The following is a 13,324-nucleotide window of genomic DNA, read 5'->3' as shown; positions in this document are numbered from 1 at the left end:
TCAATGTCCCTCCCTGCTTTCCTGATAATTTCTGATTTTTCGCTTTCCCCGGGAGATTCGGTTGTAGATTGTTTCCCTTCTAAGGCCCGTCTCCCTGCTGATCTCCTCAACATTCTTTTCCTCGTAGAACAGCTTCAGGAACAGCTTCTGATCCTCCTCGCACAGGCAGGAGAGCATCTGTTCGACCTCCTCCGAGATCTCCTGCTCCAGGAGATTCATAAGGGCCACATCTTCCCGGCCCTCCTCCACCTCTTCCAAACTGCACCTTTCCATCTCTTTGATATATTTGCGGAGGTAATCTATCGCCTGATATCTGGCAACCCCCGCCGCCCAGTTTCGAAAACTGCTTTTTGACTCATCGAACTGACTGATATGCTTCCATATCTTCAAAAGCACATCGTTCATGCATTCCTCCTGCAGACCAGGCAGGCAGAAAAGATGCTTCCGGATAATCGACATCAAAAGTCCGCCATACTCTTCCAATACGAACTCCAGCGCTTTTTCATTTCGTTTTCTGAGCTGACTTAAGAAATTATCCTTTGTGATTCGCAATCCCTTCTCCCTCCTTCCTATGCTGTCTTCTGCAAATAACAAGCTTTCGGCCGTTACCTGTCACTCCTTGTTTTTCATGTAACTCTTACTGCTTTACTATTTTTCCTGCTTCATACTTGTAAGCAGCCCCAGCGGCTCTTCTTTTAAATTCTTCTCCACCATAACGCCGGAAATCACTCCTGCCGCTATCAGTATAACCGTACCTGACAAAACCGGCAAGATAAAGTTCCTATGTCCCTCCTTCAAATACTCTGCCGAGGAGGGCAGTTCCCGCGCTACAGACTGATTGCTGCTGAATAAGGTGGAAAATACTGCTTTCTTTTCCAGCCTCCCGGCGATGATTTCCGTAGCTTTTCCTCCCGCAGCGCAGCCCAGGATACACCCCAGCAAAATAATGGCAAACAGTGCTCCCATAAGGGAAATGCGACACTGCCCCTTCGTCATTCCAAGGGAACGTTCCATCGCCGTTCGCTGCTTCTGTTTGGTCACGAACATATGGCAGAAGAACAGCAGAATGAAAATGGCGGTAATGCACCCGGCCACCAGCAGAACCACCGACATTTTCCTCGTATTTTGGAAACTCTGCTCTACCTGGGTATACCCTCCGTCATCGATCCTGATATCCAGTCCCTCGATCTTGTTTCGGCTATAGATTTCCCAGAACTCATCGGCCGTCCCATTTTCAAGCTGGAAGACCGTGTTATACTCCCGCATTGGGCCGTGGAGCAGAATATGATTTTCATCACTTTCCGTCACGGAGGCCGCGGGAATGATCACCCCGTTGTTCGCCGGCTCAAATCCGGTATAGGTATCCAAAGCAAGATTAATCTTGTAAATTCCGACAACTTCGTACTCTTCCTCAAAAAATGGCTGATACAGTTCTCCGTCGGCATTGATGATTTTTCTTCCTTGTGTATAAGACCTGACAGGATAAGATTGCCCTGCAGACAACTGATAATCAGAGCAGTACAGTGAAAGAGGCAACTGGTCTCCCACCTTCAGCTTGTTGTTCGCTGCAAACTCCGTTGTAATCAGGCAGACTCGTTTTCCTTCCTCGTATTCTTTTTCAGAAATATCCCGGCCTTCTGTAATCCCGGTATCCCCCTTGTAAAAATAAGGAAGCAGCTTCGTAGCATCCGTCGGGATTACCGGAATACTGTAATCGGTGATCCTGATACCCTCAATCAGGTTCAGCCAGCGTTTCCCTTCCTCTGTCTCGTAAAAATTTTCCGTCATCTCACTCAAGTAGCAGTTCGGATATTTTTCATCCGGTATTCTGCTGCCGTCCTTTCGGTACTGCAGCCCCTCGATCGTCTCAAGCGGCGTCCATACCATCGATACATCAGGGTATTTTTCTTTGTCTATCACTCCCAGATATTGCAGTCCGTCATTCCTATATAAGGAAATTACATACGTTTTATCCGCATAAAGGGGTTCCGGTGTGGGAGTCGTATAATCCCAGTACCAGATAAAATGAAACATACGCTCTGTCACTTTTCCAAACAGTGCCTTTTTGAAATGGAGTTTCACCGGATGATCCGGCACGCAGTCCTCATAGGGGGAAACCTCTGCAATGACCTCGCTTCCCGCAGCTCCCATCCAGGCCTCATCCACCTCATTTTTTGTATTCCGCACCACATATTCCTCTCTATGCGCAATATAATAAGGGTATTGCTTTGGCTTGTGAATATAGGAAATCCCTTCCAAATCAAGCACTGTCTCCGGAATCCGGCTGTCATACCTTTTCACGTCCTCATACTGATAATCCTGCATCAAATAATCCCAGTATTTCTCCCGCGCCACTGCGGAAGGCTTCTGCTGGACCCTTCCGACGGTCCAAAATGCGTCTTTGGCCTCCTCCTGCGTCCTTTCGCTGATATAAAAGAGATTCACGCCCAGAGTGACCAGAAGGCTTGCCATCATCATGAGCAGCAGGAACAGGATCATTTTCACAGGAGTACGGCACATCTGTTTTACACTGTTTCTTAGCATGAAGAATCCACCTCCCCGGTCTTAGTCCGGTTTTTGAGGGCCGCCCGGTCCATGGCGGATACCAGCTTTCCATCGCGCAGGGTCAGCACCACATCTGCATCTCTTGCCACCTCCGGGTTGTGCGTAATTACGATCACGGTATATCCACCGCCATGCGCCAGTTCCTTAAGGATTTCCACAATATTTTTCTCATTTTCCGTGTCCAGATTTCCCGTCGGTTCGTCCGCCAGGATCACTCTGCCCCCGGATGCCATCGCCCTTGCGATCGCCACCCTCTGCTGCTCACCACCGCTCATCATCTGGGGGAATTGCCGGAAGCTTTTCTCTCCAAGCCCCACCTTCCCAATCAGCATTTGCGCCGTTTTCCTCGCCTCTTCCTTTTTCGTGCCGCGAAGCTCCATCGGGAACATGACATTTTCCAGCGCAGTAAGGAGCGGAAACAGATGGAATGCCTGATAGACCACGGACACCTGCTCACGACGGTATCTGTCACGGTCAAGCTGTGCCATGTCCTTTCCATCCACATAAATCCGCCCCTGAGTTGGAAGGTCCAGCCCCGCCAGCAAGGACAAAAAAGTGCTCTTTCCACTGCCGGACTCCCCGGTGACCGCGTACATCCTCCCCTCCTCAAACACAAAAGAAATGTCCCTTACTGCCTCTATCTTCTGATACTTTGTTTTATAGGAATAGCATACATGCTCTGCCTCTAATACACCCATCTTCTCACCCTCCTATTCTGATTTTGCCAGCACTTCCACAACGCTCATTTTCCCGAACATGACGACTGCTGCAACGGTCCCGGCAAAAAAGCATAGGAAAAATGCCGCAAAGCAGGCCAATGCCCAGCGAAAGTCAAGTCCGACAAGCCACATAGCCGCCGCACTTCCCACAAAGCCGCAGGTTAGCTCGATCGTGCCGTGCTCTATCAGATAAGAAGCAAGACAGCCTCCCGCGGGCACGCCAAGCGAGCGCATGACCGCATATTCCTGCCGCCTGCTGCCCGCAAGCAAATAGGAAGTGATGAATCCTGCCCCCGCCAAAGTGACGCAGATACCGGGGAGAATCATGCGGAGCATCTCATAGCCCTCGCCAAGACTTCCATAGGCGCGGATAAAGGTCTCATCGCAAAGCAGAAGTGCAAATCCTTCGATCGCGTACTGCGCTGTCGGAACGACTTCAAAAAAGTCCAGCTCATCCATTTCCGCCTTAAGTGCTTCCAGCTCCAGCGGATTTTTCACATAGAAAGAGCCTGAATCCGTGTAAAAGGGAATCCCCCGGGATCGGAAACTGTCCCTCGCCGTCTCCATCGGAATCATAATTTCGGGAATCATAACCTGATTGCCGGAGGAAGACTCTTTTAAATCCTCCTGGAACGTATCCGCAATCGTGCCCGCGATCGTGTACCTCACCTGCTCGAGCGGTTTTGCTATCATTTCCGTGTGCGTTTCTTTCTGGAACTGGTAATATTCCATGTCCAGAGTAAGCGCATCTCCCACCTTCATTCCATGCTTTTCCAGAAACGCCAAGGTGACCAGACACTCTTTCCTGTTCGATGTAAAAAACTCCTCCGCATCCTCCTTTTTTTGAAAAACAAGCATCTCCTCTTTGACGCCGCCAATCGCATACAGGCTGTTCACCGCCATAACGGCGCACTCCTCCTCTTCCAGTCTGCCGATGAGCTGCAGTGTGAATTTTGGCTCCTTCACATAATCCGACTTCATCACTCCGTCATAATAACTCTCCTTGATAAACAGCCCCGATTCCCGGGAACCCTGCAGGTTCGTAATCCGCCCTTCCACCGGGATCTTATCCGCCAGACCCAGTATCTGTTCCCTGCTTTTTACCAGATTTTCCGCATAGATGTCCAGAAATAAAATCACTACGATCCCTATCAGCATGTGCAGAATACTTTTGTATTTATATCGTCGAATATTGCGAAATGCCGTCCGCACATAGAACATACTCTTTCCTCCCCTCTTTCCATGATGTCTCTAATGATTATTACGAAAGGATGTGTGGGAAATCTATCCGTTTGAAATTTTTTCTGCATTTTAATGTGGATTTTTGTCTGGCGAAACCTCCAATTAGTTAAACTTTGCGCCAAAAAAGCAGACCCTTTATCTGCATATTGGCCAAATAAAATGATCTGCTTTCTAACTGTTACATTCCTTAAATTTTCAGTTTTCTCTATTTTTCACTCACTGCCTTGAACGCCTCGTCCAAATCTTCAATAATATCAGCAATATTTTCCGTCCCGATGGACAGACGAATGGTGTTCGGCTTAATTCCCTGATCTAATAACTCCTCCTCATTCAACTGCGAATGTGTCGTGGACGCCGGATGGATCACCAGAGACTTCACATCCGCCACATTTGCCAGAAGGGAGAATAATTCCAGATTATCGATAAAGGCTTTGGCTTTTTCGGCATCTCCTTTGATCTCAAATGTAAAAATAGAGCCTCCGCCATCCGGGAAATATTTCTGGTACAGTTCCTTTTGCAGCGGATCACTGGAAACGGACGGATGATGCACCGCCTCCACCTGCGGGTGATTATTCAAATACTCTACCACCTTAAGCGCATTTTCCACATGGCGTTCCACGCGAAGAGACAATGTCTCCAGCCCCTGGAGGAAGAAAAAAGCATGAAACGGCGATAATGTCGCGCCCGTATCCCGAAGAAGAATCGCGCGGATCTTCGTCACAAATGCTGCCGCGCCCACTGCTTTGGTAAAGCTGATTCCGTGGTAACTCGGGTTCGGCTCGGTAAGAGACGGAAATTTACCGCTTTCCTCCCAGTCAAATTTACCGCTGTCGACGATCACGCCCCCGATGGTGGTTCCATGTCCACCGATGAATTTCGTCGCAGAATGTACGACGATGTCTGCGCCGTACTCGATCGGGCGCACCAGATAAGGGGTCGCAAATGTATTGTCGATGACCAGCGGAATCTTGTGCGCATGAGCGATCCCGGCCAGTTTTTCAATATCTACCACATCGGAGTTGGGATTTCCCAGTGTCTCGATGAATACCGCTTTCGTATTATCCAGAATGGCACCTTCCACCTGCTCATAATCAAAGGGATCGACGAAAGTAGTGGTGATTCCATACTGTGGAAGAGTGTGCGCCAGCAAATTATAAGTGCCACCGTAAATATTTTTCGCCGCCACAATGTGATCCCCATTCTTGGCCAGGTTCTGGAACGTATAGGTAATCGCTGCCGCTCCGGAAGCCACGGCAAGAGCTGCCACTCCGCCCTCCAACGCCGCAATACGCTTCTCGAACACGTCCTCCGTGGGGTTGGTCAGTCTGCCGTAGATATTTCCCGCATCACTGAGTCCAAACCTAGCCGCAGCATGCTCACTGTTGCGAAATACATAAGAAGAAGTCTGGTAAATCGGAACCGCCCTTGCGTCTGTTACCGGATCGGGTTGTTCCTGTCCTACATGAAGCTGTAATGTCTCAAATCTAAATTCTCGCTCTGCTCTGGTTTTCTTGCTCATGATGTTGTCCTCCTGTTTTGTCAAATCAGATTGCATTTTCTATTAAGTTACTGTCAACTCTTTCATTGAATCCCTATAAAACCTATGGTATACTTAGGTTATGAAAAGAGAGGTGTAGATTTATGAAAATATCCACGAAAGGCCGTTATGCCCTGCGTATGCTTCTAGACCTTGCCCAGCACCGCAACAACGGTTACATTGCGCTAAAAGACATTGCCAAGCGCCAGGGAATTTCCAAAAAATATCTGGAACAGATCGTTCCTATGCTCAATCGTGCGGATATCCTGCTCAGAGGCCGCGGCTATCAAGGCGGCTACATGCTGGCCAAAGATCCCGGCTACTATACGGTAGGCGATATCCTGCGGATCACCGAAGGAAGTCTTGCACCTGTTGCCTGCCTGGAACAGGACCCCAACCTTTGTACGAGAAAAGACGAATGCATCACTCTTGCTGTATGGCAGGGTCTGTACCAGGTGGTAAATGAATATCTCGACGGAATCACCCTTCAGGATATCCTGGATCGTCAGGAAAATCTCCGCGGTAATGATTATGTGATCTAAGGGGCATCGGCATATGCCTGGTGTCTCTTTTCATGATCATATCTGCATAGCCGTCCAGAAAATGGGTCATCTTTGCGCTCGGCTTCATTCAGCTATTTTAATCACTATTCTGTAAACATCGGGGTAGACAAATATCGGTCTCCCGTATCCGGCAAAAGCACCACGATGGTTTTCCCTTCATTTTCAGGGCGCTTTGCCAGCTCTGCCGCCGCAAATACTGCCGCCCCTGCGGAGATTCCCACCAGAATGCCCTCGCGTCTTGCAATGGCTCTTCCTGCCGCAAAAGCATCTTCGTGATCCACTGCAATAATTTCATCATAAATATCCGTATTCAAGGTATCTGGTACAAATCCGGCCCCGATTCCCTGAATCTTGTGCGGTCCGGCCACCCCTTTGGAAAGTACGGGAGATGTGGACGGCTCCACCGCGACCACCTTCACCTGAGGATTCTTTGATTTTAAATATTCTCCCACTCCGGTAAGCGTCCCTCCGGTTCCTACACCTGCAACAAAGATATCTACGGTTCCGTCCGTATCTTCCCAGATTTCAGGGCCGGTCGTCCTGCGGTGCGCTTCCGGATTCGCCGGATTCGTGAACTGTCCCGGAATGAAGCTGTTCGGAATCTCCTTTGCCAGTTCCTCGGCCTTCTTAATCGCCCCTGTCATTCCTTTGGCTCCGTCTGTCAGAACGATCTCTGCGCCGTATGCTTTCAGAAGGTTCCTTCTCTCCACGCTCATCGTCTCCGGCATGGTCAGGATTGCCCGATAACCGCGCGCGGCTGCCACCGCTGCAAGTCCGATACCGGTATTACCGCTGGTCGGTTCAATAATGACGGAACCCGGAACTAACGTTCCTTTCTCCTCCGCATCTTCTATCATCGCTTTTCCGATTCTGTCCTTCACACTTCCCGCCGGATTAAAATACTCCAGCTTAGCAAGAAGCACCGCATTTAACTTCTGATCCTTCTCATAGTTCGCTAATTCCATAAGCGGCGTATGACCGATCAGTTCCGTGATTCCTCGATAAACTCTCATAATTACTCCTCCTGTTCTCATGTACCGGTATTACATATATATTTAATTCATATAATACCTACCTGTTTTATAGGCTTTATTCTAGCACCCAGATATTGCCATGTCAATACCAAATATAAAAATATATCTCGCAATAAAAAACCATATAATAAAACGCGGGAAGCCCCCTGCACATTCTTCCTCAGCGAAGCCTCCCGTCACATTCTTACATGATTTTAAAACCCTATTTTTCTTTTTTGCTGTTCGTATATTTTACCAGACCGCCGGCTGCAATCAGCTTCTGCATGAATTCCGGGAACGGCTGTCCCTGGAACTCGGTTCCTCTGGTCTTGTTGTAAATCTTCCCGGAATCAAAGTCTACTTCCACTTCATCCCCTGCTTCGATCCCTCTCGCCGCTTCCGGGCATTCGATGATTGGAAGTCCGATATTGATTGCATTCCGATAAAAAATCCGCGCAAAGGTCTCTGCGATGACACAGCTTACGCCTGCTGTTTTCAGACAGAGCGGTGCGTGTTCTCTGGAAGAACCGCAGCCAAAGTTCTTATTTGCCACGATCAGATCCCCCGGCTGTACTCTCTTAGCAAAAGTCGGATCGATATCGACCATAGCGTGGCTTGCCAGCTCCTTGGCATCGAAAGAGTTCAGATATCTTGCCGGAATGATCACGTCCGTATCTACATTGTCACCATATTTAAATACATGTCCCAGTGCTTTCATTATCTGTCACCTACTTTCTCAGGATTTGCAATACAGCCTGCGATGGCGCTGGCCGCCGCCACCTCCGGGGAGGCAAGATAGATCAGGGAATCAACATGACCCATTCTTCCTACGAAATTCCGGTTGGTCGTGGATACGCATTTCTCACCTGCTGCCATAACGCCCATATGTCCTCCCATACACGGTCCGCAGCTCGGCGTATTGACCGCACATCCCGCGTCAATGAAAATATCAATCAATCCTTCCTTGATACATTCCTTATAAATCTTCTGGGTCGCCGGAACAACCATAACACGCACATCCGGATGTACCGTGTGGCCCTTCAGGATTGCTGCCGCTTTTCTCATATCGCTCATCCGGCCGTTGGTGCAGGAACCGATGACTACCTGATCGATCTTGATTGGCTCCATCTCCTCAATCTCATCAATGGTCTTTGCATTACCCGGAAGATGCGGGAATGCCACCGTCGGGCGTACCTCTGCCAAATTGATGATAACTACCTCATCGTACTCGGCGTCCTCGTCCGCCGTATAGATCTGATAGCTCTTCTTTGTATGTTCCTTCAAATACTCTTCCGTCTTCTCATCTACCGGGAAGATTCCATTCTTCGCACCGGCCTCGATCGCCATATTTGCCATCGTGAACCGGTCGTCCATGGTCAGATTCGCAATACCGTCTCCGGTAAACTCCATTGATTTGTAGAGCGCTCCGTCCACTCCAATCTTTCCGATAATGTGCAGGATAATATCCTTACCCGTCACATACGGTCCCGGTTTCCCGGTGAGCACGAACTGAATCGCAGAGGGCACCTTGAACCAAAGCTCTCCCATAGCCATTCCCGTCGCAATATCGGTAGTCCCGACTCCCGTAGAGAATGCCCCTAATGCGCCATATGTACAGGTGTGGGAGTCCGCACCGATAATACACTCTCCGGTTGCCACCACGCCGGCCTCCGGCAGAATCGCATGTTCCACACCGGATTTACCCTGTTCAAAATACCAGCTGAGTCCCTGCGCCTTCGCGAACTCACGGATCGCTTTTGAATTCTCTGCCGACTTGATATCTTTATTGGGAGTAAAATGATCTGGTACCAAGACCACTTTGTCCTTGTCAAATACGTTCTCTGCCATCTCTCTGAAAATCGGCAGAGCCATAGGTCCGGTGATGTCGTTCGCCATCACTACGTCCAATTTGGCTTCGATGAGCTGTCCTGCCTCCACGCAGTCAAGTCCTGCATGAGCGGCAAGAATCTTCTGTGTCATCGTCATTCCCATGATGAAATTCCTCCTTTTATTTTCTCACTTTATAGTGTTATTGTACTATAGAATGCAGTGTACCACAATCTATAAGATTCTTGCAAGAACCAACGGCATATAGGTTAAGAACCATCAAGCATCACAGCATACACCCTATCTGATATACAATAAAACTTACAATCCACGCCACTGCAAGCTGGTATCCTACGATCAGCAGCGTCATTTTCCTGCTCTCCACTTCCCGTCGAATGGTCGCGATCGTTGCCGTACACGGCACATACAGCAGGCAGAATACCATCAGCGCATAGGCATTGGCCGCGCCGAAGCCCATACTTCCCAAAGTGGCAGTAAACGCCGCCATTCCGGCCTTCCCTGTCACATTGCTGATTCCGAACAGCACGCCACAACTGGAGACCACGACTTCCTTGGCCGCGATTCCCGCGATCAGCGCCACCACGATCTGCCAGTATCCAAGGCCCAGAGGTCTGAACAGCGGTACGATACCTTTTCCGATCATGGAACCAAAACTCTGGGAAATATCTGTCGTGTAGCCTGATGTTCCGAAATTCAGCAGCACCCACATAATAACGGACGCCACGAAGATCACGGTTCCCGCCTTCGTCAGATAATCCTTTACTTTCTCCCACACATAGATGGCGATCGTCCGCGCATTCGGCGTCTTATATTCCGGCAGCTCTATCAAAAGATTATGCTCCGCCTTGCTTCCATCCACCTTGGACAGGACGAATGCCGTTGCAATCGCCACAACGATTCCCAGCAAATACATGGAGTAGCAGACAAGCATCGCGCGTTTTCCAAAAAACAGGGACGAGAACAGCACATAAATCGGAAGTCTCGCACTGCAGGACATAAACGGCGTAATAAGTATTGTTTTCAAGCGGTCTTTCCGGTGCTCCAGCGCTCTTGATGCCATAACTGCCGGAACTGAACATCCGAAGCCGAGAAGCAGAGGAATAAATGCCCTTCCCGAAAGCCCAAGACTGCTCATGATATCATCCATCACAAACGCCACCCGCGCCATATAACCACTGTCCTCCAGAAAGGCCAGGGCAAGGAACAGGATGAAAATATTCGGCAGGAAGGTCAGGATTCCGCCCACGCCGGAAATGATTCCGTCTACCACAAGGGAAATCAGCATATCGCTGGTATGTAGCGCCGTCAGACCCTCAAAAACAAAATTGCCGAACATCTCAAGGCCAATCTCAAAATATCCCTTCAGCCAGTCCCCGATCGTAAAGGTCAGGAAAAATACCAGCGCCATGATTCCAAGGAAAATCGGAAGACCCAGGTATTTATGCGTCATATAGCGGTCCACCTTGTCCGTCTTCTGCGCTTTGGCGTCTTTATTTACCAGCGCTTCCTCAATCACTTCCTCGATAAAATCATATTTTTGATTGATGATCTCTTTCTCACAATTTTCAAGAAGCTCTTTTTCTATCGTAATCGGGTGGCTTTCCATCACCTCCGCATCATTTTCCAGATATTTGATTGCATGCCACCTCGGATTGGAAATCTCCGGATAACTCTGGATCAGGGTCTCGGAAATCAGATCGATCTTATCCTCGATCTCATCCCGGTATACCATCGCATATTCGGAATGATGATTGTGAACATGCTGCGACGGCTTCCGGTTTGCATGGTGATGGATCAGCGGATCTCTCACTTCCAGATCCTGGTGATGTGCAACAGCGTGCATCAGGATCGAAAGCCCGCTCCGCTTTCTTGCGGACACCGGAATCGTAGGGATTCCCAGCATCTCCGGAAGGCGGTGCAGATCCAGCTCCATTCCGCGCTCCTCCACGATATCCATCATATTGAGCGCCAGCACCACCGGTTTACCCAGCTCGATGAGCTGAAGCGTCAGATACAGATTCCTCTCCAGACAGGACGCGTCTACTACATCCACAATGACATCGACTTCATCACTTAAAATGCACTGTCTGGACACTTTTTCTTCCATAGTATAAGAGGTCAGACTGTAAATGCCGGGAAGATCTATAAGCTTATATTCCTGCCCGTCATAGATCGTCTTTCCTTCCTTCTTTTCCACCGTAACTCCCGGCCAGTTGGCCACTTTTAGGTTTGCCCCGGTATAGGCGTTGAAAAGAGTCGTCTTTCCACAATTCGGATTCCCGATAAATGCGACGCTTACCGGCTTACTCATGATCCTCTCCCCCTTCTACCGTAATATGCTCGGCAATTCTTTTGCCAAGCGCGAAGCGGGTGCCGCGGAACTTTACGGTGAGCGCTCCCTTTTTGTCATTATTCAGCACCGTGATCTTCGCCCCTTCCGTAAGTCCAAGCGCTTCCAGACGGCGTTCCAGTCCTAATTCCAGGTCAATCATTTTTACCTCATAGGTTCGATTATTTTTTCCTTCTTTTAAATTCATGATCCTTATCTCCTCGTGTATTCCGTACCTATTATAGACCCGAATCTACTGTTACCGCAAGAATTAATGAAACTTTTTCCCAATAATGATGCGTTTTTATAATCATTTTCTATACTCTGCTGCCTACATTACCAATTCACGATGCAAAAAATACAATCCCTGAATCCCCTCTTACCGCTTTTTCCATAACCTGTCTTCAAAATTTCTTCTATATTTATATTTCCCGCATTTACAACCGGCAATTTTTTGTATATAATATGAAACACTTGGCGAGGTACACTTTTTCTGTGAAAATTCCAAAGGAGATTTTATCATGAATGAATTATATTTTTTTATCCTGTACTTTTTTGTTTACGGTTTCCTCGGCTGGTGCACGGAGGTCGCTTTCGCGGCATGGAAGACGCACCACTTCGTAAACCGTGGGTTTTTAAACGGACCTATCTGCCCCATTTACGGGATCGGCGTCGGAATCGTTGTGATGTTCCTGACCCCGTATAAATCCAACCTAATCCTGCTTTACATCACAAGTATTATTCTTGTGACTGCGCTGGAATGGCTGACCGGCTTTATTCTTGAAAAAATATTTCATAATAAATGGTGGGACTATTCCGATATGCCCCTGAATTTAAACGGCTATGTCTGCCTGCTTTTTTCTCTGATCTGGGGCGTAGCCTGCGTGTTGATCGTTGACTTCATCCACCCACTGATCCACAGGGTACTGGCGTTCATTCCACTGCCTGTCACCATTCCCGTTATGACGATTTTAGGAATTGCCATGTTTGCCGACCTGTACATCACAGCATCCGGCATCCTGAAGATGAACAAACGTCTGGAGACCATGCAGCAGATTGCAAACGAATTGCACGATATTTCGGACAGGCTCGGGGAAAATATTTACCGCACGACCATCTCTGCCATCGAAAAGCAGGATGAACTTATTGATACCGTCTCCGAGAAGCAGGACGAATGGAAGGAAGTCTTCTCCGAGAGACAGGAAGCTTTCAAAGATGCACTGGTCGAAAAGCGCGAAGATATCTCAGAAACCCTGGAAAATGTTTCGGAAGCTCTGGAAAATGTTTCCGAGACCCTGGATACCGTCTCCGACGAAGTAAAGGCCCGGATTTCTGATCTGTACAAGCGCTACAAAGAATACACGGAGAACAATGACCGGATTCAGAAGCGTCTTCTTAATGCATTCCCTAAAATGCAGAGCCGCAGATACCAGGAGATGCTGAGCGAAGTTCGGCGGAGGATAGATTCTTATATGGATAATAAAAAATAGAAGGTTACGCGCCAAATT

General features: G+C 48.6%; 12 protein-coding genes. 2 read left to right on the top strand and 10 right to left on the bottom strand.

Annotated elements, in window-relative coordinates; all coding sequences use genetic code 11:
* From ABXS75_08110 to ABXS75_08090, 5 genes are all read right to left on the bottom strand, one after another.
* Positions 1–552: a sigma-70 family RNA polymerase sigma factor gene (locus tag ABXS75_08110; protein ID XCP86742.1), complete on the bottom strand. Its 552-nt coding sequence runs from the start codon at positions 550–552 to the stop codon at positions 1–3.
* 96 nt (positions 553–648) lie between these two features.
* The gene (locus ABXS75_08105) at positions 649–2,544 is read right to left on the bottom strand and encodes an FtsX-like permease family protein (GenBank protein XCP86741.1); all 1,896 of its coding nucleotides are present in this window, start codon (positions 2,542–2,544) and stop codon (positions 649–651) included.
* Positions 2,538–3,263: an ABC transporter ATP-binding protein gene (locus tag ABXS75_08100; GenBank protein ID XCP86740.1), complete on the bottom strand. Its 726-nt coding sequence runs from the start codon at positions 3,261–3,263 to the stop codon at positions 2,538–2,540. Before ABXS75_08100 ends, ABXS75_08105 begins: the two co-directional genes overlap by 7 nt.
* A gap of 12 nt (positions 3,264–3,275) precedes the next feature.
* Positions 3,276–4,505 carry a hypothetical protein gene (locus ABXS75_08095; protein ID XCP86739.1) on the bottom strand — a complete coding sequence of 410 codons (1,230 nt, stop codon included), beginning with the start codon at positions 4,503–4,505 and terminating at the stop codon, positions 3,276–3,278.
* A 226-nt stretch (positions 4,506–4,731) separates the two neighbouring features.
* Complete coding sequence (locus ABXS75_08090; protein ID XCP86738.1) at positions 4,732–6,045, bottom strand: O-acetylhomoserine aminocarboxypropyltransferase/cysteine synthase family protein; 1,314 nt, start codon at positions 6,043–6,045, stop codon at positions 4,732–4,734.
* Positions 6,046–6,167: 122 nt separating this feature from the next.
* Here ABXS75_08090 and ABXS75_08085 point away from each other — a divergent pair, with 122 nt between their 5' ends.
* On the top strand, positions 6,168–6,605 hold the full coding sequence (locus ABXS75_08085) for an Rrf2 family transcriptional regulator (GenBank protein ID XCP86737.1): 438 nt from the start codon (positions 6,168–6,170) through the stop codon (positions 6,603–6,605).
* A gap of 104 nt (positions 6,606–6,709) precedes the next feature.
* Here ABXS75_08085 and cysK read toward each other — a convergent pair whose 3' ends face one another.
* The 5 genes from cysK to ABXS75_08060 all read right to left on the bottom strand — a co-directional run bounded on the left by cysK (position 6,710) and on the right by ABXS75_08060 (position 12,024).
* On the bottom strand, positions 6,710–7,642 hold the full coding sequence (cysK, locus tag ABXS75_08080; GenBank protein XCP87111.1) for a cysteine synthase A: 933 nt from the start codon (positions 7,640–7,642) through the stop codon (positions 6,710–6,712).
* Positions 7,643–7,862: 220 nt separating this feature from the next.
* Entirely contained in the window at positions 7,863–8,357 is a 495-nt protein-coding gene (locus ABXS75_08075; protein XCP86736.1) for a 3-isopropylmalate dehydratase small subunit, read from the bottom strand.
* Positions 8,357–9,631, bottom strand: a complete 1,275-nt coding sequence (gene leuC / locus ABXS75_08070) for a 3-isopropylmalate dehydratase large subunit (GenBank protein XCP86735.1) — start codon at positions 9,629–9,631, stop codon at positions 8,357–8,359. The genes ABXS75_08075 and leuC overlap by 1 nt, the downstream gene beginning before the upstream one ends.
* A gap of 121 nt (positions 9,632–9,752) precedes the next feature.
* Positions 9,753–11,798, bottom strand: a complete 2,046-nt coding sequence (feoB, locus tag ABXS75_08065) for a ferrous iron transport protein B (GenBank protein ID XCP86734.1) — start codon at positions 11,796–11,798, stop codon at positions 9,753–9,755.
* Positions 11,791–12,024, bottom strand: coding sequence for a FeoA domain-containing protein (locus ABXS75_08060; GenBank protein ID XCP86733.1), 234 nt, complete (start codon positions 12,022–12,024; stop codon positions 11,791–11,793). Before ABXS75_08060 ends, feoB begins: the two co-directional genes overlap by 8 nt.
* Positions 12,025–12,337: 313 nt before the next feature.
* On the opposite strand from ABXS75_08060, the gene ABXS75_08055 reads away from it, so the two are divergent.
* Positions 12,338–13,306, top strand: coding sequence for a hypothetical protein (locus tag ABXS75_08055; GenBank protein ID XCP86732.1), 969 nt, complete (start codon positions 12,338–12,340; stop codon positions 13,304–13,306).
* The last annotated feature ends 18 nt before the right edge of the window (positions 13,307–13,324 follow it).

The sequence above is a fragment of the Roseburia hominis genome (assembly GCA_040702975.1).
Taxonomy (GTDB): Bacteria; Bacillota; Clostridia; order Lachnospirales; family Lachnospiraceae; genus Allocoprococcus; species Allocoprococcus hominis_A.
This window is presented reverse-complemented; position numbering and strand designations above follow the sequence as displayed.

Excerpts from the sequence above, each read along its gene's own strand:
- ABXS75_08105 (XCP86741.1), bottom strand. The coding sequence starts at position 2,544 with ATGCTAAGAAACAGTGTAAAACAGATGTGCCGTACTCCTGTGAAAATG.
- ABXS75_08100 (XCP86740.1), bottom strand. The coding sequence starts at position 3,263 with ATGGGTGTATTAGAGGCAGAGCATGTATGCTATTCCTATAAAACAAAG.
- ABXS75_08095 (XCP86739.1), bottom strand. The coding sequence starts at position 4,505 with ATGTTCTATGTGCGGACGGCATTTCGCAATATTCGACGATATAAATAC.
- ABXS75_08090 (XCP86738.1), bottom strand. The coding sequence starts at position 6,045 with ATGAGCAAGAAAACCAGAGCAGAGCGAGAATTTAGATTTGAGACATTA.
- ABXS75_08085 (XCP86737.1), top strand. The coding sequence starts at position 6,168 with ATGAAAATATCCACGAAAGGCCGTTATGCCCTGCGTATGCTTCTAGAC.
- ABXS75_08075 (XCP86736.1), bottom strand. The coding sequence starts at position 8,357 with ATGAAAGCACTGGGACATGTATTTAAATATGGTGACAATGTAGATACG.
- leuC (XCP86735.1), bottom strand. The coding sequence starts at position 9,631 with ATGGGAATGACGATGACACAGAAGATTCTTGCCGCTCATGCAGGACTT.
- feoB (XCP86734.1), bottom strand. The coding sequence starts at position 11,798 with ATGAGTAAGCCGGTAAGCGTCGCATTTATCGGGAATCCGAATTGTGGA.
- ABXS75_08060 (XCP86733.1), bottom strand. The coding sequence starts at position 12,024 with ATGAATTTAAAAGAAGGAAAAAATAATCGAACCTATGAGGTAAAAATG.
- ABXS75_08055 (XCP86732.1), top strand. The coding sequence starts at position 12,338 with ATGAATGAATTATATTTTTTTATCCTGTACTTTTTTGTTTACGGTTTC.